Annotated in this window: 18 protein-coding genes; 11 read left to right on the top strand and 7 right to left on the bottom strand. The window is 56.5% G+C overall.

Annotation, left to right across the window (positions count from 1 at the left end):
• Positions 1-32: 32 nt before the first annotated feature.
• Together creB and creC are read left to right on the top strand one after the other, a co-directional pair.
• Entirely contained in the window at positions 33-743 is a 711-nt protein-coding gene (gene creB / locus H6973_05560; GenBank protein MCP5125106.1) for a two-component system response regulator CreB, read from the top strand.
• A gap of 8 nt (positions 744-751) precedes the next feature.
• Entirely contained in the window at positions 752-2,203 is a 1,452-nt protein-coding gene (gene creC, locus H6973_05555) for a two-component system sensor histidine kinase CreC (GenBank protein MCP5125105.1), read from the top strand.
• On the opposite strand, the gene H6973_05550 is transcribed toward creC, so the two are convergent.
• The 5 genes from H6973_05550 to dnaA all read right to left on the bottom strand — a co-directional run bounded on the left by H6973_05550 (position 2,187) and on the right by dnaA (position 7,885).
• Positions 2,187-2,918, bottom strand: a complete 732-nt coding sequence (locus H6973_05550) for an SDR family oxidoreductase (protein ID MCP5125104.1) — start codon at positions 2,916-2,918, stop codon at positions 2,187-2,189. The two genes, creC and H6973_05550, sit on opposite strands and share 17 nt — an antisense overlap.
• A gap of 16 nt (positions 2,919-2,934) precedes the next feature.
• On the bottom strand, positions 2,935-3,582 hold the full coding sequence (gene pyrE, locus H6973_05545) for an orotate phosphoribosyltransferase (GenBank protein ID MCP5125103.1): 648 nt from the start codon (positions 3,580-3,582) through the stop codon (positions 2,935-2,937).
• A gap of 97 nt (positions 3,583-3,679) precedes the next feature.
• Positions 3,680-4,762, bottom strand: coding sequence for a DNA replication/repair protein RecF (gene recF, locus H6973_05540; protein MCP5125102.1), 1,083 nt, complete (start codon positions 4,760-4,762; stop codon positions 3,680-3,682).
• 29 nt (positions 4,763-4,791) lie between these two features.
• Positions 4,792-5,892, bottom strand: a complete 1,101-nt coding sequence (gene dnaN, locus H6973_05535; protein MCP5125101.1) for a DNA polymerase III subunit beta — start codon at positions 5,890-5,892, stop codon at positions 4,792-4,794.
• 637 nt (positions 5,893-6,529) lie between these two features.
• Positions 6,530-7,885, bottom strand: coding sequence for a chromosomal replication initiator protein DnaA (dnaA, locus tag H6973_05530; protein MCP5125100.1), 1,356 nt, complete (start codon positions 7,883-7,885; stop codon positions 6,530-6,532).
• A 189-nt stretch (positions 7,886-8,074) separates the two neighbouring features.
• Here dnaA and rpmH point away from each other — a divergent pair, with 189 nt between their 5' ends.
• The 7 genes from rpmH to H6973_05495 all read left to right on the top strand — a co-directional run bounded on the left by rpmH (position 8,075) and on the right by H6973_05495 (position 14,728).
• A complete protein-coding gene (rpmH, locus tag H6973_05525; protein ID MCP5125099.1) occupies positions 8,075-8,209 on the top strand; it encodes a 50S ribosomal protein L34 in 135 nt (44 codons plus the stop codon).
• Positions 8,190-8,579, top strand: coding sequence for a ribonuclease P protein component (gene rnpA, locus H6973_05520; GenBank protein ID MCP5125098.1), 390 nt, complete (start codon positions 8,190-8,192; stop codon positions 8,577-8,579). The genes rpmH and rnpA overlap by 20 nt, the downstream gene beginning before the upstream one ends.
• Complete coding sequence (yidD, locus tag H6973_05515; protein ID MCP5125097.1) at positions 8,564-8,794, top strand: membrane protein insertion efficiency factor YidD; 231 nt, start codon at positions 8,564-8,566, stop codon at positions 8,792-8,794. Before rnpA ends, yidD begins: the two co-directional genes overlap by 16 nt.
• Positions 8,794-10,623, top strand: coding sequence for a membrane protein insertase YidC (yidC, locus tag H6973_05510; protein MCP5125096.1), 1,830 nt, complete (start codon positions 8,794-8,796; stop codon positions 10,621-10,623). Before yidD ends, yidC begins: the two co-directional genes overlap by 1 nt.
• A gap of 25 nt (positions 10,624-10,648) precedes the next feature.
• Positions 10,649-11,989, top strand: a complete 1,341-nt coding sequence (mnmE, locus tag H6973_05505) for a tRNA uridine-5-carboxymethylaminomethyl(34) synthesis GTPase MnmE (GenBank protein ID MCP5125095.1) — start codon at positions 10,649-10,651, stop codon at positions 11,987-11,989.
• 821 nt (positions 11,990-12,810) lie between these two features.
• Positions 12,811-13,812 (top strand): sugar ABC transporter substrate-binding protein, encoded by a 1,002-nt coding sequence (locus tag H6973_05500; GenBank protein MCP5125094.1) that lies wholly within the window; start codon positions 12,811-12,813, stop codon positions 13,810-13,812.
• 13 nt (positions 13,813-13,825) lie between these two features.
• Entirely contained in the window at positions 13,826-14,728 is a 903-nt protein-coding gene (locus H6973_05495) for a cache domain-containing protein (GenBank protein MCP5125093.1), read from the top strand.
• Here H6973_05495 and H6973_05490 read toward each other — a convergent pair.
• Positions 14,674-15,966, bottom strand: coding sequence for a transposase (locus tag H6973_05490; GenBank protein MCP5125092.1), 1,293 nt, complete (start codon positions 15,964-15,966; stop codon positions 14,674-14,676). The two genes, H6973_05495 and H6973_05490, sit on opposite strands and share 55 nt — an antisense overlap.
• Before the next feature lie 482 nt (positions 15,967-16,448).
• Here H6973_05490 and H6973_05485 point away from each other — a divergent pair, with 482 nt between their 5' ends.
• Entirely contained in the window at positions 16,449-18,374 is a 1,926-nt protein-coding gene (locus H6973_05485; GenBank protein MCP5125091.1) for an EAL domain-containing protein, read from the top strand.
• A 155-nt stretch (positions 18,375-18,529) separates the two neighbouring features.
• On the opposite strand, the gene H6973_05480 is transcribed toward H6973_05485, so the two are convergent.
• The gene (locus H6973_05480; protein ID MCP5125090.1) at positions 18,530-19,456 is read right to left on the bottom strand and encodes a flippase-like domain-containing protein; all 927 of its coding nucleotides are present in this window, start codon (positions 19,454-19,456) and stop codon (positions 18,530-18,532) included.
• A 163-nt stretch (positions 19,457-19,619) separates the two neighbouring features.
• Between H6973_05480 and nadB the strand changes: the two genes are divergently transcribed.
• A complete protein-coding gene (gene nadB / locus H6973_05475; protein MCP5125089.1) occupies positions 19,620-21,260 on the top strand; it encodes an L-aspartate oxidase in 1,641 nt (546 codons plus the stop codon).
• Positions 21,261-21,291 lie beyond the last annotated feature (31 nt).

Here is a 21,291-nt window from a genome sequence, read left to right as displayed (position 1 = left end):
AAATCTATTGGTTTGGCCCAATCGAGGCAAACATGACTGCCCGCATCCTGTTAATCGAGGACGAACCGTCCATCGCGGAAGTGGTTGAATTTGCTCTGACCAGCGAGGGTTTTCAGGTGACCTGGCGGACCCTGGTCTGCGAGGCTGAAGCCGAATTGACGGCAGCGCCCTGTGATCTCCTGATCCTCGATTTGGGACTGCCCGACGGTTCAGGACTGGAGTTACTGAAACGGTTGCGGCGCGATTCGGAAATCCCGGTGCTCATCCTGTCTGCCCGAAATGCCGAGCTGGATCGGGTGCTTGGCCTGGAACTGGGAGCTGACGACTACGTGACCAAGCCGTTCAGCCCCCGCGAACTGGCGGCCCGGGTCAAGGCCATTCTGAAACGCACCGTTCGCAATCCTCCCGTCATCGATAAGGTTAATATTGCTCCAAATGCCGGCAAGACCTGGTTTGAGGTCGATGAAGTCCGCGCCACCATTCGGTTTCACAACCATCCTCTGGACTTGACTCGCTATGAATATTTACTGCTCAAGACGCTGCTCGCTCAACCCGAACGGGTATTTTCCCGCGCGCAATTGATGGACCATGTTTGGTCCGATCCAGCCGCCAGTTTCGAGCGCAGCGTGGATACGCACATTAAAACTCTGCGGGCCAAACTGCGGGAAATCGACACCACGCTGGACCCGATTCGCACCCATCGCGGCCTGGGTTACTCGATCCATGTTTGCGACGATTCCTGAGTCCAATCATGCATCTGGGTCTTAAACTGTTTCTCGGCTACTTTCTGATTGTCGGCCTCGGCGTGTACTTTTCCCTCAACATTCTGGGCGTGGAAATCAAACCCGCGTTCCGTCAGGCCACCGAAGAGACATTAATCGATACAGCCAATCTGCTGGCGGTGCTGGCTCGGGATGAGGTGTTGAATGGCAACCTGAGCAATGGCCGTTTTCAAGCCCGATTAGCAGAGTATGCACAGCGGACCCCCAACGCCGAGGTGTGGGATATTGTGAAAAACACTCTGGACCATCGGGTGTACATTACCGATGAGCGCGGTATCGTCCAGTTTGATTCTACCGATCAGGCGGTTGGCCAGGATTATTCGCGCTGGAACGATGTTTATCTGACCTTGCGCGGTGAATATGGCGCGCGCACGACCCGGGAAAATCCTGATGATGAGCGAACCTCGGTCATGTACGTGGCGGCGCCGATTCGGGATGAAGAACGGATTATCGGTGTGTTGAGTGTAGCCAAGCCCGGCTCCAGCATCCAACCCTATGTGGACCGGGCGGAGGCCAAGCTGCGCCGCGCCGCCGCTGTGCTGGTGGCCGTATCGCTGACGGTGGGACTGGGATTTTCCTGGGCGCTGGCGCGTTCGATCCATCGTCTCGCGGCTTACGCCCGTGCGGCGGCTGAGGGCCAACGAGTCACGGTTCCCCAGGGCGGCGGCCCGGAAATGCAGGCGCTGGCGGAAGCGGTGGCAACGATGCGCGACCGGTTGGAAGGTCGGGATTATGTGGAGCGCTATGTCCATACCTTGACGCATGAGATGAAAAGTCCTTTGGCGGCAATTACCGGCGCTGCGGAATTGTTGCAGGACGAACTGCCGACAACCCAACGCGAACGGTTCGTCAGTCTGGTGGCCACTGAAGCGGAGCGGCTGCAACAACTGGTCGAGCGCCTGCTGGCGCTGGCGACCGTTGAGCAACGGCGCGAACTTCAGGAACAACGCCCGGTATGGCTGTGGCGAATTGTGGAGGATTTGCTGATCTCCCGCGCACCGACCATAGCCCGCAAGCAGTTGCGCATTGACCAACGAATCCCGGAAAACGCTATGGTGCTTGGCGAATCGTTTCTAATCGCCCAGGCGATGGGCAATTTGCTGGACAATGCGCTCGATTTCACGCCGGATCAGGGCATCGTTACCCTGGACGCCGAAAGGCTCGACGACGCCTGGCGATTGACGGTCGCCAACAGCGGCGGCGCTATCCCCGACTATGCCCACGAACGGCTATTTGAACGGTTTTACTCGCTGCCCCGCCCGGACACCGGGCGCAAAAGCACGGGACTGGGATTAGCGTTTGTTCGGGAAGTGGCGCACCTGCACGGCGGAAACATTGCAGTAGATAACCTTTTGGATCAGAGTGGAAAAGCGACCGGCGTGGTTGCGAAATTAACGCTGCCAGCTACAGATTACTGTTAATGACCAGCGTTGCCCCGGTCATGCATCCGGATTCGGCTGGGTCACACAGGAAAGCAATCACCTTGGCGACATCCGCTGGACCGGTGCGGGTGCGCAAATGCGGCGCGGCTTGCCGCAACATCGCGGTATCCACCGCCCCCGGCGCTACGCCATTGACGCGAATTCCACAATCCCGCCCTTCGGCGGCCAACGCCTCAGTTAAGCCGGTCAGGGCAAACTTGCTGACGGTGTAAGCTGCGTAGCCGGGGAACTTCTCCGTCCCCGACACGCCGCCCAATGAAGACACGTTAACGATGGCGCCGCCGCGCTCGCGCATCAGTCGAAACGCCTGTTGCGCACATAACACCGCGCCGCGCAGGTTGACCGCCATCAAATGATCCCAGTCGTTCATTGCCAGTTCGGCGAACGGCCCACTTAACATCATGGCGGCGTTGTTGACCAGGAGGTCCAATCGACCAAAGTCCGTGGCGATTTTCGCAAACGCCGCTTCTACAGTAGCCTCATCGGCGACATCAAGCGTTATTAGGGAAGCGCTCAGTCCACTGGCGCGTATCCGGTCAACCGTAGCGCTGAGTTCTTCCTGAGTGCGGCTGGCGACAATTACCTGAGCGCCTTTATTCGCTAACGCCTCAGCGGTCGCCGCGCCGATGCCCCGCCCTCCGCCAGTGATTAGCGCGACCTGGTTTTTCAAAGAGGGATTTAACGCTTGAGTCATAGATTTTTAGCCTCGCTTAATCAGCAATTCCATACCGTTTCCGATAATCACGCATCTGTTCCAGATATTGCGCATATTCTGGTCGGTCAGCCAGATAGGCGATCAAATCGTTCAGAGTGATGATGCATGTCACGGAAATACCCTGATCGCGTTCGACTTCCTGCACAGCCGATAATGCCCCTTGACCCCGTTCCTGACGATCCAGGGCGATGATGACCCCGGCAGGCGTTGCCCCATGCGCGGCCAGAATATGCATCGTCTCGCGAATGGCGGTGCCGGCGGTGATGACATCGTCCACGATTAAAACGCGGCCCTGGAGCGGAGCGCCGACGATCAGCCCCCCTTCGCCATGATCCTTGGCTTCTTTGCGGTTAAAGCACCAAAGCAGGTCGCGCCCCTGCTGTTCGGCCAACGCAACGGCAACGGCGGCGACGAGCGGAATTCCTTTGTAGGCGGGTCCGAACAAGACATCGAATTCCAATCCAGCTTCGTTGATCGCCGCCGCGTAACAACGGCCCAGCCGCGCCAAGGCTGCGCCACTGTTGAACAGGCCCGCATTGAAAAAATAGGGGCTGATTCGCCCGGATTTGAGAGTAAATTCGCCAAAGCGCAATACGCCCCGGTCAATGGCTAGGTCGAGAAAGTTGCGTTGATGGTTATGCATGGTTCAGAATTCCAGGTATCAGGTATCAGGTTCCACGAGCGGAAACAGGAAGTTGCTCATGAATTTGTCCGGCTTCCACACTCACGCTAATCTACCGCTAACCCGTCGCCCATTCGCCTTGGGAAAGCTGGAAAGTCCGATTTTCCCGCCAAAGAGCAGTGTCCAGCAATCCCGGCTCAATGGCGGTAATGAACAACTGCACGTCAAGCGTCGCCAGGACGCGCATGACCCGCACCCGATTATCGGCATCCAGTTCCGCTGGCAAATCATCGATCAGTAGGATACAGGAATCGCCAACGTGACGATGGTACAGTTCCGCCTGCGCCAGCACCAGGGCAATCACCAGCAGCTTTTGCTGACCACGCGACAGCGCTTCGGAAGGTGGGCGGCCATCGATGCGAATGGCAAAGTCAGCGCGATGTGGGCCGAGCCGGGTATAACCCTGCTGACGATCCTGATCACGCCCCACATGAAGCCACTCAGGGAAATCGCGTTCAGACGGCTCCAGAGGCCAACCACGGCGATAATCAACTCCGACCTCTAGCCCAACCAGGGTCTCCCCAATAAATCGCCTTAAAACGCCTTCCAGGGCCTTACAGAAGGTTTCGCGCATCCGATCGAGAATAGCCGCCGCCGTCAACTCGCCATCCCAGGCATCCACCACCCGATTCGCAGCGCCGGACCGCAGCGCCGCATTGCGATGGCGCAACGCGCTGTTGTAGCGACGCCAGGCGTCGAAGAACCCTGGCTCGGCGTGAAACAATCCCCAGTCCATGAAGCGCCGCCGCTGTTGCGGCCCGTCTTCCAGCAAACGATGGCTGTCGGGATTCAGCAGCAACACCGGCGTCTGCCGGGCCAGGTCCGCCAGCGACCGGGTCGGAACGCCGCCAATGCGCGCTGTCAGTTCGCGTGCATCGCGCTCCAGGCCCACCGGCACTCGCCGACCCTCGGCGGTTTGCAAAATCGCAACGACCCGGAAAACTGGCTCACCGGTCTGGATCAGCTCCTGGGGCTGGCGGGTGCGAAACGAACGTCCCCGTCCCAGAAAATAAAGCGCCTCCAGCAAACTGGTCTTGCCGGAGGCGTTCGGGCCAATGACCAGATTCAAACCGGGCGAACACTCCAGACGAATGCTGCACAAGTTGCGAAAACCGGAGATGTCGAGAGTCTCGATGCGCATCCGCACTCACTCCCAGCGCCTGAAGTTTCTCAAAGCCGCATGGGCATGATGACATGGCGTCCACCTTCGCCCTCGGCCTCCTCAATCAGGCAACTGCTGGCGGCATCGGAAAATGATAGTTTGGCTAACTCGCCATTCAAGGCACCCAAGGCGTCGAGCAGATAAATCACGTTGAAGCCGATCTCCAGAGCACCGCCGTTGTAGTTGATCTCAACTTCCTCCTCGGCCTCTTCCTGGTCGGGATTGCGCGCCTTTGCCCGCAAAATCCAGTCCTCCAGTTGCAAGTTGATCCCCTGAGTTTTGTCGTTGAGTACGATGCCGGTCCGGGCCAGTGCGCTGCGCAACGCCATCCGGTCGGCGATGACGACCCGACCGCTCTCGCGAGGAATGACGCGTTGATAATCCGGGAACCTGCCGTCGATCAGCTTGGAGGTAAAGCGAATTTCGCCAAGCACCAACCGAATGTGGTTGACGCTGAGATTAAGCACGACTTCGGCGTCGCTGTCGGCCAGTAGCCGCAACAGCTCCAGAATTCCCTTGCGAGGCACGATGATCTGGCGGGTTTCTGCGACATCAACTTCGGCTTTCAACTCCTGGAACGCCAGCCGGTGGCCATCCGTCGCCACCAGCCGGATCACGCCGGGCGCGGTCTCCAGCAGCAGGCCGTTCAGGTAGTAGCGCACGTCCTGCTGAGCCATGGCGAAGTGGGTGCGCTCGATCATGCCGCGCAGGTCGCCCTGGCGCAGGCGGATATCGCCCTCGAAAGGCAAATCCTCCAGCGTGGGAAAATCGGCGGCGGGCAGCGTGACCAGGGTAAAGCGGCTGCGTCCGCAACGCACGGTTGCCTTATCCCCCTCGCCGCTGAGCACTACCGTCGCGTCTTCCGGCAAGGCCCGCAGGATGTCATGCAGACGTCGAGCGGGCAAGGTAATCTCGCCAGGCGTTTCCACAGCCAGTTCTGTTCGCGCGGATAATTCGACTTCCAAATCAGTAGCCGTCATCGTCAAATCGTGCTCTCGCGCCGCTAGAAGCACGTTGGTCAGGATCGGCAGTGTTTGCCGACGCTCGACTGCGCCGATGACGTGTTGAAGCGGTTTGAGCAATTGCTCGCGCTTGGCTTCCAGTTTCATGCGTTTCTCCCGAAGGTGTTTTCAAAACCCGTGGCAACGGTCCAGCGGGTGGGGGCTAATTCCCGACCAAGGTCAGGGGTTTTAAAAATTTAGCTTTTGTTGACGCGCTCCAAACGGGGTCAATCAATAATTATTTTTTATATTTAAAAGATTATTATTATTAGGGAGGGCAATTTTTGTGGATAACTTTTTTTTATCTTTTATCATCAATAAGCTACACGAGTTTTGCCTGTGGATAACCCTGTGGATAAAATGTGGATAAGTCGATTTTCCTGTGGATAACTTTTTTTGACCGAAAAAGTTATCCACAGGTTAGGCCGAGTTATCCACAGAAATGGCAAAGTTATCCACAGAGTTATCCACAGGCTATTTCGCCAATTTTTCATGGTTAGCATTCAATTTCGGATAAAAACCTGAAAAAATACATATTTTACATAATATTATACTGATTTTACTTATTTTTATGAAATAAATTACAGTCAATTTTATTAATTATAGGACAAAAACCGGATTATTATGATTTATAATATTGATTTTACTTATTTTTATGAAATAAATTACAAACTATAAAAAGGCTATATAAACACTATTCAAAAAGTTATCCACTTATCCACAGCAGTTATCCACAGGTATTTTCCTAGTTAGTGAGGGTTGTGAGCAAATTTGTGTAATCATCTCGGATTTGCAGTTCGCGCTTTTGGAGTTCCCGAATCTTTCTGCAGGCGTGCAGCACGGTGGTATGGTCGCGCCCGCCGAACGCTTCGCCGATGTCGGGCAAGCTGAGCGTGGTGAGTTCCTTGGTCAGGGCCATCGCCATCTGGCGGGGACGGGACAAAGTGCGCAAGCGGCTATTTGATAGCAGTTCGCTGACTGGGATTTTGTAGTAGTCCGCTACTGTTTTCTGAATGTTTTCAATGGTGACCAATTTGTCCTGCAAGGTCAGCAGATCGCTAAGCACTTCCTTGACGAAGCTGATGGTAATAGCCCGTCCGGTGAACTGAGCGTTGGCGTAAACGCGCCGTAATGCGCCTTCCAGTTCACGAACATTGGAGCGGATGCGCTGGGCGATGAAAAACGCAACCTCATCCGGTAATTCAAGCTGCGTCTGTTCAGCCTTGCTCTTGAGAATCGCGACCCGGGTTTCCAGTTCCGGCGGTTCAATGGCCACGGTCAGGCCGGAGCCAAACCGGGATTTAAGCCGGTCTTCCAACCCGTCGACTTCCTTAGGGTAGCGGTCGCAGGTGAGGATGACTTGTTGGCGGCTTTCCAGCAAGCTATTGAAAGTGTAGAAGAATTCTTCCTGGGAGCGCTCCTTGCCGGCCAGGAATTGCACATCGTCGATTAACAGGGCGTCTAGCGAGCGGTAGCGGCGCTTGAATTCGTTGATGGCGTTATGTTGCAGGGAACGTACCATGTCGGCCACAAAGTATTCGCAATTCTGGTAGACCACCCTGGATTCGGGATTACGTTCGCGTAACATATTTCCAACCGCATGAATAAGATGAGTTTTTCCGAGCCCGGTACCCCCATAAATGAACAGCGGATTGTAGGCTTTACCTGGGTTCTCGGTCACTTGCAGGCAGGCGGCCCGGGCAATCTGGTTGGAGTTGCCCTCGACAAAGGTGGTGAATGTGAAATCGGCGTTGAGGACACCGCTTTTTAGCAATTCAGTCGTTTCCGTTTTGGATTCACTAATGAATTCCTTCTTTGGCGACTCCTCGATGGAGGTGATTGGCGCGAGCGAGACGTCGCTGCCGCCGATTTCCAGGCGCACCTCTGGAGGCTGTTCGGGCTGCAATCGGGCGAGCACTGCCTGAATCTGCTTCAAATGATGCTTCTTGACCCAGTCGAGGACGAAACGATTTGGCGCCAGCAAGAGCAGAACGCCAGCTTCTTCCTGCGCGTGCAGTGGCCGGATCCAGGTGCTTAGCTGTTGTTCGGACAATTCACGTTCCAGGCAATCCTGGCAGGTTTTCCACAAGTTATGGTCCACGAGTAGCGTTCCCTAAAAACCAGGCAAGGTTGTTGGTGAGATATCAATGGGTTGACGGATAAAGGTGAGTATCCCTGACTTCAAAACGCAAACCATTTAACTTGACAAATTTAGCTCCACATCAATAATTTCTCGCTTTTCGCCAAAAAGCGCAAATTCTGTCTTGACCTGCATCTTTAAGGAATCATTATGAAGCGGACTTTCCAGCCCAGCATCATTCATCGCAAGCGCACCCACGGTTTTCGCGCCCGAATGGCCACGACCGGGGGACGTCGAGTTCTGAAGGCGCGCCGCGCCAAGGGCCGTGCCCGCCTCGCGCCCTGATTGCACGGACGGCGGCGGCGCGGGTTTTCCTCGCCGCGTCCGGCTGAGCGGTCCAGCGGTTTTTGCTGAGGTCTTTGCCCGCCCGGTCAAGTCCAGTGATCGTTATTTTACCGTGTTAGCCCATCCCAACGGTTTGGGCCATTCCCGACTGGGGATGGCGATTTCCCGCAAGATCGCTCGGTCAGCTGTGGCGCGTAACCGCATTAAGCGAATCGTGCGCGAAAGCTTTCGTCATCATCAATCCCAGCTTGGCGGCATGGACTGGGTGGTGATGGGCCGTAATAGTGCGGCGCAACAGGAAAATGCGCTCCTGTTTGCTTCCTTGCAACGGCATTGGCAGAGACTTGCCCCGCCATGCGCGCCATCCTGATCGCGCTGCTTCGCATCTATCAATTGTTCATCAGCCCCCTGCTGGGCAATCATTGTCGTTTTTATCCAAGCTGCTCCCAATATGCCCGCGAAGCCATTGAACAGTATGGTGTGTTGCGTGGGGGCTGGTTGGCGATCCGGCGCCTGCTACGCTGCCACCCCTGGCAGCCCGGCGGCGTCGATCCTGTTCCTGAACCCTTTCCGAAGGACCGTTAATGGAAAACCAACGTTTGTTGCTGTTTGCTGCTCTGGGGTTTGTGCTGTTTCTGCTCTGGCAGAACTGGCTGGAATTCCAGGCTAGAAAATACCCTCCACCGACACCGGTCGCTACCGCGCCGGCGAGTCCCGCCAGTCCGGCGGTCCCTGCCGGTCCTTCGATCACTCCCGGACAGGATGTGCCCGCAGCGGCCCCAGCGCCAGGCATCGTTTCCCAGGCGCTGGGCAGCGGCTCACGGGTGCGCGTGACGACAGACATGTTCGAGGCGGAAATCGACACAATCGGCGGCGACCTGCGCCGGGTGGGTCTGCGCACCTACCCGGAATCGGTGCAACAGCCTGATCAGCCGTTTCAGTTGCTGAAGGACAGCGGCCCGGATCTGTTCATCGCTCAATCGGGACTGGTAGCGTTGCATGACGGTCCCGCGCCGAACCATTACGCTCCGTTTACGGCTGAGCAGAGCGAATACCAGTTGGCGGATGGACAGGATACGCTGGAAGTCCGGTTGAACTGGTCGGACCCTTCTGGAGTGAAGGTGGTCAAGACCTATACCTTTCGGCACGGCAGTTTCCTGGTGGAATTGAACCAGCGCGTCGAGAACGGCAGCGCTAACGATTGGCAGGGCAGTCAGTACCGGCAATTCCAGCGCACGCCGCCGAAGACCAAGCGCGGTTTTTTTGGCGGCGGCGTGACTACTTATACCGGGGCGGTGATTTCGACGCCCGAACAGCGTTATGAGAAGGTTTCCTTCGATCAGATCGCCAAAGAGCCGTTGAACCAGACTGTTAAGGATGGCTGGATCGCTATGATTCAGCATTATTTCCTTGGAGCGTGGATTCCCAACGCCGGCGAGACCGATACGTTTTACACCAAGGCGATTGACGGTCATCGCTATGTTGTCGGCATGACCAGCGCGGTGCAAAGCATCCCAGCGGGCGCGACTGGCGATTTCCACACGCGGTTGTATGTGGGGCCGAAACTGCCCAAAGTGTTGGACAAAGTTGCTCCCAATTTGCATCTGACCGTCGATTACGGCAAGTTGACTATTATCGCCGAGCCGCTGTTCTGGTTGCTGAAGGCGATTCACGGAGTCGTTGGCAACTGGGGCTGGGCCATTATCTTCCTGACCATCCTGATCAAGCTAGCGTTTTACAAACTGTCCGAGACCAGTTACCGGTCGATGGCCAATATGCGCCGATTGGCGCCAGAATTGACCCGACTCAAGGAATTGTACGGCGACGACAAGCAGAAGATGAATCAGGCGATGATGGATATGTACAAGAAGGAGAAGGTCAATCCGCTGGGGGGTTGCCTGCCGATTCTGGTGCAGATTCCCGTATTTATCGCCCTGTACTGGGTGCTAGTGGAGAGCGTCCAGTTGCGCCAGGCACCGTTCATGTTCTGGATCAAGGACATGTCGATTCCAGACCCTTACTATGTGTTGCCATTGGTCATGGGCGTGACCATGTTTGCTCAGCAAAAGTTGAGTCCGGCGCCGCCCGATCCGATTCAGGCTAAAGTAATGATGTCACTGCCGATTGTCTTCACTTTCATGTTCTTGTGGTTTCCAGCGGGGCTGGTTCTGTATTGGGTGGTGAATAACATGTTGTCCATTACTCAGCAGTGGGTGATTACCAAGCGCGTGGAATCGGGCGCTGATGCGGCGGCTGCCAAGGCTAAACCGGAATCCGGATCGGGCTGGGGGGCGCGCATCCGCAAGCTAGCGGAGCAGGGACGTGACAAGTTGATAGAGCAGGGACGTGGTAAGCTGGTGGACCTGAACAAGAAATCTTCGACGGGTCAAGCACCGGGCAAGCGTCGGAAGTGAATGAGGGTAATCCTGTCTTCCAGCAATGAACGACACCATTGCCGCCATTGCCACGCCTCCAGGCCGGGGCGGCATCGGTATCGTGCGCCTCTCCGGTCCACTGAGCGCCACCGTCGCCGAGGCCGTGTGCGGTCAGCGCCCTGCCCCCCGTCAGGCTCTCCTGCGCCGGTTCCGCGCCGGCGATGGCAGCATTCTTGACGAGGGCATCGCGCTTTATTTCCCCTCTCCCCATTCCTTCACCGGCGAAGACGTGCTGGAATTACATGGTCACGGCGGACCCGTGGTCATGGATCTATTGCTGGCGCGTGTTCTAGAATTGGGCGTTCGCCCGGCCCGGCCCGGTGAGTTTTCTGAGCGCGCCTTTCTCAATGATAAGCTTGATCTGGTTCAGGCGGAGGCGATTGCCGACCTAATCGCCAGCACGACAGCCGAAGCCGCACGCGCCGCCGTGCGCTCGCTGGAAGGAGAATTTTCAACGCAAGTGAATGCGCTCGTTGAGGGACTGATTGAGCTGCGGATGTACATCGAGGCGGCGATCGATTTTCCTGAAGAAGAAATCGACTTCCTGGCGGATGGAGCGATAGCGGAGCGATTGCGCGCTTTGCGGGAACGGTTATGCGCTTTGCAGGAGGCCGCCAGACAGGGCTGGTTATTGCGCGATGGCATGACGGTGGTGATCGCTGGACGACCTAACGCGGGCAAATCAAGCCTGTTGAACCAGTTAGCGGGACGGGAAGCGGCGATTGTCACCGACATTCCCGGCACCACTCGCGATGTGTTGCGTGAACAAATCGCCATTGATGGAATGCCGTTGCATGTCATTGATACCGCTGGTCTGCGCGACAGCCTTGATCCGGTGGAGCAGGAGGGCATTCGCCGCGCCTGGGCGGAGATTGCCGCCGCCGACCGGATTTTGCTGCTGGTGGATGATCGGCAGGGATTCACAGTCGAAGATCAGGCGTTGCGGGAGCGGTTGCCAACGGAAATCGGGGTGACGGTCATTCACAATAAAATTGATCTGACTGGGCGAGAACCTGCTTTGCAGGCGGTGGACTGGGGTCATGAACTCCAGTTGTCGGCGAAAACCGGTGTCGGTTTGGAGCTGCTGCGCGAACACTTGAAGGCGTGTATGGGTTACCACAGCGGCGAGGGGACGTTGATGGCGCGGCGGCGGCATCTGGAGGCGCTGGAGCGGGCGTCAACGGCGCTGGTGGCAGCCGATGAGCAGTTGACGGTATTTCGCGCCGGGGAACTGGCGGCGGAGGATCTGCGTCATGCGCAGAATGCCCTGGGGGAAATTACCGGTGAGTTTACTTCCAATGATTTACTGGGGCGGATTTTTGGAAGTTTTTGCATCGGAAAATGAAATTGCCTCCAATCAAGTCCACTGTTTAATTGGTTGCGATAAAACGTCTGTTGATTCGACCGCTGCGCGAGCACTGTCCCGCGTTCAGTGTCAATGATCTTAAGACGCTGTTTCGAGGCTACAAATACACACGCGAAATCATAAAAATCCTTCCGAAAATGCCTACCCTCATTTCTATGGATTCCGTTCTCCCTGAGCTGGCACAGCTCGGACGTGTGAATCAACCACTTGCTAGAGCCTGAGCTACGGTGATTTGGCAAGGGTATTGATTGAAGCGGAAGACTTGTTAATTGGCGCGACCGCGCTGCATCATCAGTTAAAGCTGGCAACCGGCAACATATGGCATTTTGAGCGTATTGAGGGCTTGGTTTTGGTTTCAGAAGCTGTACAAAAACTTCGGTCCTGTAAATTTTCCTGTGATCAAAGCAGCTAGGCAGGCCTGCGCAGCGACTTTCATATTCGTAAGTCAATGGGTTAGCCATCCAGCCTGCGCAGCGAACCTTGGCCATCACAGAAAAATTTACAGGACCAAACTTTTCAAGCTGGAATTTGGCGGCGGCGTTATCAATATGAAGCGTTGATGTCGGTGGAGCAAATCCCAAGAGACGCGCTCGAAGCGGTGGCCTTTGACGGCCATCATGGTATGCTTACAAAATGATCTTCGTTAGACGCCGAACCAGTCGAAATCGAATCTTCTATACTAACGCAATAAAATCAACTCCTACGCCTTATACCCTGAAAACTTGCTGCCGCTTGAGGAAGCAAGTTATGCGCCGTATACCCTACAAATAATTGCTGATTCGTCCAAAGGTTGCTCTCTGATGGGTAGAAAAAGCCTTTCCATCCTACTCACCTTGGTGACCCTGCTACTGCTGGTAGGCGGGTGCGGTGAGTCCGCCGATAAGACCCAGCCGACGGCCCCATCTGGAGCATCGACATCTTCCACGCCGGTTACGCAGCCCGCGCCTGCGCCGACGGTCGCTCTTGTGATGAAAACCCTGACTAACCCCTTCTTTGTCGACATGGAAAAAGGCGCTCGTGAAGCGAAACAGGAGTTGGGCATTGAATTGCAAGTCAAAACCGCTGCGCAGGAGACCTCGATCGAACAACAGATTCAGATCGTGGAAGAACTGATTCACGCCAAGATCGACGCCCTCGTCATTGCACCCGGCGACTCTCTGGAGCTGATTCCCGTGCTCAAAAAAGCGCAGGACGCGGGCATCGAAGTGATCAATATCGACAACCGATTGGACCCGGAGTACTCCACCCGTCTCCATTTACGCCCCATACCGTTTATCAGCGTCGATAATGAGCAGGGCGCCTACACGGCGGCAAAATGGATCAGCGACCGCATCAGCGCACCGACGAAAGCCGCGATTATCGAAGGCATTCGCGGCGCGGCCAATGCGGAAGCGCGTCGACAAGGAGCCTTGCGCGCATTCGCCGAGAACCCGGCAATCACGGTGGTCGCCAGCGAAACCGCTCACTGGAAGATCGATGAGGCTTATCAGGTTGCGAAAAAACTGTTCGGCGCTCACCCGGATATCGGTGCGTTGTTTTGCGCCAACGATATGATGGCGCTGGGCGCTTTGAAGTACCTGGACGAACAAGGCAACAACCAGGTGCTGGTCGCTAGTTTCGATGCTTTGGAACCGGCGAAGGCGGCGATTCGCGCTGGCAAATTGGCCGCGACTGTCGACCAGCAAGCTGCACAGCAAGGTTACCTGGGTGTCCAATACGCCATGCGGGCGCTGGCGGGGGAAACCCTGCCGATGGAAACGCTCATCGACACCCGCCTGATCACGGCTGACACTTTGCCATAAGGCGATCCCAGGAATGCGCTGGCTCCGGCTTTACAGCAAAATCGCCAACAAATTTATCGTCTACCTAATATTTTTAAGTGTAATCCCACTCCTGATTCTCGGCATCAGCTCCTACCACATTTCTCAAAGCACTCTGCAAGCAGAGGCCCAACGCTATACTTTGCAACTGCTGCGCGATCAACGGGACTATTTGGCGCTACAACTCGAACAGGTCGAAGCATTAATCGCCAATATCTCTGGTGTTGAAGCCATTCTGGAGGCGATCAGCGTCGCAGGCGCCGCAAGCGATACCTATACCCAACTCGCTACCCAGGCGCATATCGGCTACATACTGAACAATTATCTGAATTTGAAAGGATTAGTGTCCATCGACATTTTTAGTGTCAACGGCAATCACTACCATGTCGGCGATACGCTCGATGTCAGCCAGGTCGACGCCACCACGGTGCAAAGAATTTTTCAGGCTGCTATCCCTAGCGATCGCCTGGTGCTATGGACTGGCGTAGAGCGTAACGCCAACCTCAACTCCAGCGAGAAACAGGTCCTTACTGCCGCCAAAGTGCTGTGGCGGGTGAACCGGAAAACCCTGGACCGGGAACCGATAGCGCTGTTGCTCGCCAGCTATAGCATCAATGATTTGTATGATCAATTTCACCGGATCGATTTAGGCGAAAACGCTTATCTTCAGGTTATCGATCAACATAACCGGCTGATTTATCACCCTGACCGGACGCTGATTGGCACCATCCCCGATCCATCGTCCTGGCGCGCGCGTCTCGATGAGGACTGGAGCCTGACCGCAACGATCAACGGTGAACCTTATACGATCAGTAAATGCTCATTAACTGCAGGCGGGAACAATCAAGCCGCAGCAGCTTGGCGAATCAAATCCGTGAGCGGGGGGATCGTGTTTTGACCGGACACCCGATCGTACAGGTATTCCCAGAAGGAGAGACCGTGTTTAACGCAGGTCTTCTTGAGACTGAGGAAGGTGTCGCGACATCGTCGTCCGTCCTCGCTGCGGGTGCCGGCGCTGATCTTGCGTTTCTTCACCATATCCCGGATATCGTTCTCGCTGCGGTTGTTGTGCAGCGGTAATTCCGGGTAATCGAGCACCCGGAGCAACTCCTCCCGGTTGCGTTGGAAGCTCCGCAAAACATGGTTAAGCGGTTCACAGGCGGTGGCGGTCGCGCACAGTGTATCAAACTGGGCATTGATGGCGGCTTTCGCTGCCTGGGTGGGTGATAAGCGGTAGGTTGCCAAGTTCCGATAGATCGTCCAGATCTGTTCTTGCACGTCATCAATGGCGACCCGATCCGCTTCGTTCAGCGGGAGAATCTGTTGCAGAGGACGTTCCGCATGCACCCAGCACAAGGCGTGGGTGAACAGGGCAAATTGCCCGGCGTCATCGCTGAGCAAGCGCAGATCCAGCGGAAACCCCTGCGCGGCCAGCCCGCCGATGAGCGCGCCTTCCGTGACGAGGGTCATCGCCCGGGGGCTATCGACCCGGTTCCGCCGCAAATAGGCGGCCCACGCTTGGGGGTCGGTCGCGACGATCGGGCGTTGCGCCAGCCGTTCCCGGTGGCCGGCCGCCACGCCATGGTCGGCCATGTACGCTAGGGCCTCGGCATTGATTTCATAGCGGCGCTCGGTCTGCAAGACCTCCAGGAAGTTGATGCGACTCTTGGCATCGGTGCTGGCAAAGCAGGCAAACCACTCATTACCCAAGTACGTGCAGTAGCCGTTTTGCCCCTGATGGCGGGCGCCGGTATCGTCCGTTTGGACGTAGGACGAAACAGTCAAGCCGACTGCCTTGATTGCGTCCTTTTCCTGGTGAAAGTCGTCATAACCTTCCGTCAGCAGACGATTCAGTTGCCCCGACGAAATCTCAACCCCCCATTCCCGGACTTGGGCTAGCAAGACCGGTTGGGTCACATGGGCTTGATAATATTGATGCAAAACATAAGTCACGAACTGGGGGCCATAGTGCCCACCCCGCACCACGACCGGCACGGACGCCGTGACGTATTCGCCGGTAGGGAACCGCCATTGCTCCAACTCATAGCAGGTATTATGGAGTTCAATAACGACATCCTGGACGACATACCGCCGGTAGCCTTGGAACCGCGCCCCGAGCGGGAGGTCCTCCAGGATCACCCGACGGGTTTCATGAATGACGAGTTCGGCGGTCTTGGCCCGCTGGGGACCTCGACGAGGCGGTTCCTCCGTCCCGGGATTGAGCGCCGCCTTGACGGCGGCTTGCAGCGTGTTCGGCTTTAACTGCGGACGGGGGGGACCGCCCTGCAACCGCCGCAGTTCATCCTCTAAGCGTTGAATATGCGCTTGCTGCTCGCCAATCACCTGCAACAGACTCCGCACGACCGGGGTCTGGTCGCTTTCAGCGATCTCGGGTAGCGTTAGGGTGAAGGAGCGGTTTTGCATAGTGATTAGTGTAGCTTATTCAACAGCTATGTCATAGAACTACCTGCAACTAATGAGTATTTACTACGATCAGCCATGTAGCAGTACCGCAAAACGGCTGGTACCTGGAGAGCTTCATCCCTGATCGCACTCTGGCCGCCGGAGCCGCCCCGATCCAGCGGGTCACCGCGCTCATTCTGCTGGTTTGCTTTGGCATGGTGGCTTTGGTAGCCACTCTGTATTCCCGGCACGTTGTAAAGCCTGTTCAAGCCGTTATCGACGGTTTTAAGCGCCTGCGGGATGAACGTCTGGACCTTAATACCCGCCTCGTGGTGAACAGCCAGGACGAAATCGGTGAATTGACGCGCTGGTTTAATCTTTTTATGGAAAACTTGCAGGCGCAGCGCACTGCCGAGCAAGCGCTGCGGGAAAGCGAGGAGCGCTATAGTCTCGCCGTGCACGGGGCGAACGACGGTTTATGGGACTGGGATTTGCGACGCCAGCAATTGTATCTATCGCCACGCTTCAAGGAAATGCTGGGCTATACGGAAAATGATTTGGGCAACGATCCCATCGAATGGCTATCGCGCATCCATCCTGCTGACCGATGCCACATGCAGGACGCGCTCACCGCTCACTTGGACCGTCATGCACCCTACTTTGAATGCGAACACCGGTTGTTGCACAAGGATCAACACTATTTCTGGGTGCTCAGTCGCGGCTTGGCGGTGCGTGATAGCAACGACTCGCCCTATCGCATGGCCGGGTCCAGCACCGACATCGACCGCCGCAAACAGAGTGAAGAGCAACTTCGGCACCAGGCTCTGCACGATACGTTGACTGGGTTGCCCAATCGCACTGCTTTCATAGACTACCTGCGTCAGGCCATTGAGCGCCATAAGCGATTTCCCGACCGGATGTACGCCGTCCTGTTTCTCGATTTGGACCACTTTAAACTTATCAACGATACGCAGGGTCACAGCGCAGGCGATGCGCTCTTGATTGCAGTCACCCAGTGTCTGCGCCGCAACATCCGCGCTATCGATACCCTGGCCCGTCTGGGGGGCGATGAATTCGTGCTGCTGCTCGAGGATCTCAATGATGTCCGGGACGCTCTGCAGACCGCCGACCGCCTGCTCGGAGTTTTAGCCTTGCCGCGAGTTCTTCAGGAACAACAGACGATCACGATTTCCGCCAGTATCGGGATTACCCTGGGTTCGCCGGACTATGAGACGCCGGAGCAACTCCTGCGGGACGCCGATATCGCCATGTATCGCGCCAAGGCGTTGGGCAAGGCGCGCTATGAACTGTTTGATATTGGCATGCGTGACCAGATTATGCGGCAATTGATGTTGGAAACCGAGCTGAAACGGGCGCTGGAAGTCAGTGAATTTCGGCTTTGGTATCAGCCAATTGTGGCGATGATTTCTGAAGAAATTCATGGTTTTGAAGCATTATTGCGCTGGCAGCATCCAGAACGCGGCTTACTCGCGCCGGGTGAATTTATGGCGACGTTGGAAAATACCGGATTGATTGTGCCGCTGGGTCTCTGGATACTGGAAGAGGCGTGTCGCCAGTTGGCGGATTGGCGGCGCTGTTATCCGTCCGCCGCATCTCTCAAAATCAGCGTGAACCTGTCAGCCCGGCAATTTCAGCATGCGCTGTTCGTACAGCGTGCGACGGCGATCCTGGCCGATACCGGCTTGCCAGCCTCGGCGCTGGCCATCGAAGTCACGGAAACCGCGCTGATTAAAGATACGGAGGATGCCGCCGCCATGCTTAAGCAACTGAGGAACCTGGGTTTTGAAATCCACATGGATGACTTTGGCACGGGTTATTCTTCATTGAGCTATCTCGATACTTTTCAGGTCGATGCGATCAAAATCGATCGATCGTTTGTCTCCAGGATCACCGCCAGTCACGAACCACCTGGATTGATCAAGACGCTGGTTGCTCTGGCGAAGGAAATGCGGATTCAGACGATTGCGGAAGGAATCGAAACCGCCGAGCAATGGGACTGTCTGAAAGCGCAGGGTTGCCACTATGGTCAGGGTTACTACCTGTCCCGACCGCTCGCGCCGCCAGCGGCTGAAGCGCTGTTGCAGGCGATGCTCGGGCTTGAACCAGGGCAAATCGAATAAACGCCTCCCACTCTGTGAGTGGTTGAGTACGGACTGTCCAGTGAACTGATCAATCCGGGTCTTGATCCTGCAAGCTATTTTCCCCTCCTTTTCAATGAGGGGTGGCGCGTAGCGCCAGGGTGGTTGGATCAGTGAAGATCAGAGAGAATCGTTTATTACAGTCTGTTAATACCCAACGCCCCCACCGCCACCCCACCTAGCGCCACGGCAAACCAGAGCGTCGCAATCCGGCAGAGCAGGGTAATGGCGACCGCTGACGCCGCATCCGCGCCGAAGGCCACCAGCAACAATCCCATCACCGCTTCGGTTCCCCCCAGCCCACCCGGCAAAAACGACAACGCCCCGGCCAGTACCGCGATAGCATAGACGCCCAGACCCGTCGCCAGATTGATCCCGGCCCCGATATCCTGCGCAATCCAATACAAGGCCGATCCCTCCAGCCCCCAGGACAAAACGCCCAAACTCAACCCAAATAGTAGAGAACCGGGTCGCAACAGCGTCGCCGCCGCATCCAGCAGGCGGGCCAACCGCTCGAATTGATGGCCATAGCGATGATTGCGTCCCCAGCCCCGCAGCTTCCCCGGCAACCAGGGGCACGTGACTAGCCCACCCAATCCCAAGGTCAAGATCCAGGCCACCGCCACCAGCCAAGCATAATCCGGTCGGGCTAGCAGAATCAGTAACGCCAGCAGACTCATCGCCAGCACATCCAGCAGGCGTTCCACAAACAGCGCCGCCAGGCTCTGCGCATACGTTACGCCATGCTGATGCAGGTATAACGACCGCACTGCCTCGCCGGCTTTGCCCGGCGTGACCGTCAACGTAAAACCCGCTAGGTAATACAGAAAATGCCGCCGGATCGGCAAGGCATGGTCAAAGGCGGCGACATAGCGTTGCCAGCGCCAGAACCGCAACAGGTAATTCAGCAACGACAGGGCGAAAATGCCCAGCAGCATGGTTAAACTGGCGCGCTGCAAGGCCGCGAACACCGCTTCCCGGTCGGCAACCAGCACAAAACCCAGATACAACAGGGCGGCGAAACCCATGCTCAGGGTCAGGGCGCGGCGATGGTGGGGGGACAAGCGGACTCCTGCCTATCGGTGTTGGGTATAAGTTCGCAGACTCGCCGGGATAGGGTTATAGTTGTGGCGTGATTAAGAATAAAACATGACACTGCACTGGCGTCCAATGCAGTAACCCCAGCGCCTTGGGACAATACCTTATTCCTGGAGTGGCTCACAAGTCATGACTTCGCTCGCCGACTTCGATGTACTCATTATTGGCAGCGGCGCCGCCGGTCTCAGCCTGGCGCTGCGGTTGGCCAACAGCACCCGCATTGCCGTGCTCGCCAAAGGCCCTCTGCATGAGGGCAGCACCTATTATGCCCAGGGCGGCGTCTCGGCGGTGCTGGATGTCGGCGACTCGATTGAATCCCACGTTCAGGATACCTTGATTGCTGGGGCCGGCCTGTGTCATGCCGACGCAGTTCGTTTTACCGTCGAACACGGTCGCGAAGTGATTGAATGGCTCAGCCAACAGGGCGTACCCTTCACTCGTGAACCAAATGCGGAAGGCATCGTTGATTATCATCTGCATCGCGAAGGCGGTCATAGCCATCGTCGCATCGTTCACGCGGCGGATGCGACCGGCCGGGCGATTCAGACGGCCCTGGAAGCGCGCGCGCGCGAACATCCGAACATCGTCTTGCTGGATCAGTATATCGCCGTCGATCTGATTACCCGCCGTAAACTGGGCCTGGCTGGTAATCGTTGTCTGGGGGCTTATGTACTGGATCAGCACCGTGACCAGGTTGAAGCGCTGGCGGCGCGGTTCGTGGTGCTGGCCACCGGCGGGGCCAGTCGGGCCTATCTCTATTCCAGCAATCCAGACGGTTCTACCGGTGATGGCATTGCTATGGCGTGGCGAGCGGGTTGCCGGGTAGCCAACATGGAGTTCATGCAGTTTCACCCGACCTGTCTCTATCATACACAGGCCAAGAACTTTCTGATTTCCGAGGCGGTGCGCGGGGAAGGCGGCTATTTGCTGTTACCGGATGGAACCCGCTTCATGCGCAATTTCGATGTGCGGATGGAATTAGCCCCTCGCGACATCGTAGCCCGGGCCATTGACCATGAAATGAAGCGCCTGGGTGCGGAGTGCGTCTATCTGGACATCAGCCATAAGCCTGCTGACTTTATCCGCGCGCATTTTCCGAATATTCACGCCAAATGCCTGGAGTATGGCTTTGACATGGCCCGGCAGCCCATTCCGGTCGTGCCGGCGGCGCACTATACTTGTGGCGGAGTGATGACCGATTTGCGGGCACGCACCGATGTGGAAGGGCTGTACGCTACTGGGGAAGTCGCTTTTACGGGCTTGCACGGCGCCAACCGCATGGCCAGCAATTCACTCCTGGAATGTCTGGTGTTCGCCACCGCCGCTGCCAAGGATATAGGTCCGCAACTGGATCGTGCGCCGATCCCACCTGCATTGCCCGCTTGGGACGAAAGCCGGGTCACGGATTCCGACGAAGAAGTCGTGGTCACCCATAACTGGGCGGAATTACGTCAGTTCATGTGGGACTATGTCGGTATTGTGCGCACTGATAAGCGCCTGCAACGCGCCCGGCGTCGGGTTGAATTGCTATTAGGAGAAATTGACGAGTATTACGGTAATTTCCGCATCAGCGGAAATGTGATTGAATTGCGCAATCTGGCACAGGTCGCAGAGTTGATTATTCGCAGCGCCCTAGCGCGCAAGGAAAGCCGGGGCCTGCATTACACGCTAGATTATCCGCAAGCTAACGAATCTGCACCGGTGCGAGACACAGTGCTGGCGCCGATCAACTTTGCCGGAGCAGATGCGCCGCCGCGTTGGACTTATTGACTCGTCAGTCATAAATTCTCTCCCTGAAAAG

The sequence above is a fragment of the Gammaproteobacteria bacterium genome (assembly GCA_024235095.1).
GTDB lineage: Bacteria > Pseudomonadota > Gammaproteobacteria > Competibacterales > Competibacteraceae > UBA2383.
Note: the sequence above shows the minus strand (reverse complement) of the source record. Positions and strands in the feature narration are given on the sequence as shown.

Coding starts and splice junctions, on each gene's coding strand:
- recF (MCP5125102.1), bottom strand. CDS start 4,762: ATGCGCATCGAGACTCTCGACATCTCCGGTTTTCGCAACTTGTGCAGC.
- H6973_05495 (MCP5125093.1), top strand. CDS start 13,826: ATGCGCTGGCTCCGGCTTTACAGCAAAATCGCCAACAAATTTATCGTC.
- dnaN (MCP5125101.1), bottom strand. CDS start 5,892: ATGAAACTGGAAGCCAAGCGCGAGCAATTGCTCAAACCGCTTCAACAC.
- yidD (MCP5125097.1), top strand. CDS start 8,564: ATGCGCGCCATCCTGATCGCGCTGCTTCGCATCTATCAATTGTTCATC.
- H6973_05550 (MCP5125104.1), bottom strand. CDS start 2,918: ATGACTCAAGCGTTAAATCCCTCTTTGAAAAACCAGGTCGCGCTAATC.
- pyrE (MCP5125103.1), bottom strand. CDS start 3,582: ATGCATAACCATCAACGCAACTTTCTCGACCTAGCCATTGACCGGGGC.
- creC (MCP5125105.1), top strand. CDS start 752: ATGCATCTGGGTCTTAAACTGTTTCTCGGCTACTTTCTGATTGTCGGC.
- mnmE (MCP5125095.1), top strand. CDS start 10,649: ATGAACGACACCATTGCCGCCATTGCCACGCCTCCAGGCCGGGGCGGC.
- H6973_05500 (MCP5125094.1), top strand. CDS start 12,811: ATGGGTAGAAAAAGCCTTTCCATCCTACTCACCTTGGTGACCCTGCTA.
- rpmH (MCP5125099.1), top strand. CDS start 8,075: ATGAAGCGGACTTTCCAGCCCAGCATCATTCATCGCAAGCGCACCCAC.
- yidC (MCP5125096.1), top strand. CDS start 8,794: ATGGAAAACCAACGTTTGTTGCTGTTTGCTGCTCTGGGGTTTGTGCTG.
- nadB (MCP5125089.1), top strand. CDS start 19,620: ATGACTTCGCTCGCCGACTTCGATGTACTCATTATTGGCAGCGGCGCC.
- creB (MCP5125106.1), top strand. CDS start 33: ATGACTGCCCGCATCCTGTTAATCGAGGACGAACCGTCCATCGCGGAA.
- H6973_05485 (MCP5125091.1), top strand. CDS start 16,449: ATGGTGGCTTTGGTAGCCACTCTGTATTCCCGGCACGTTGTAAAGCCT.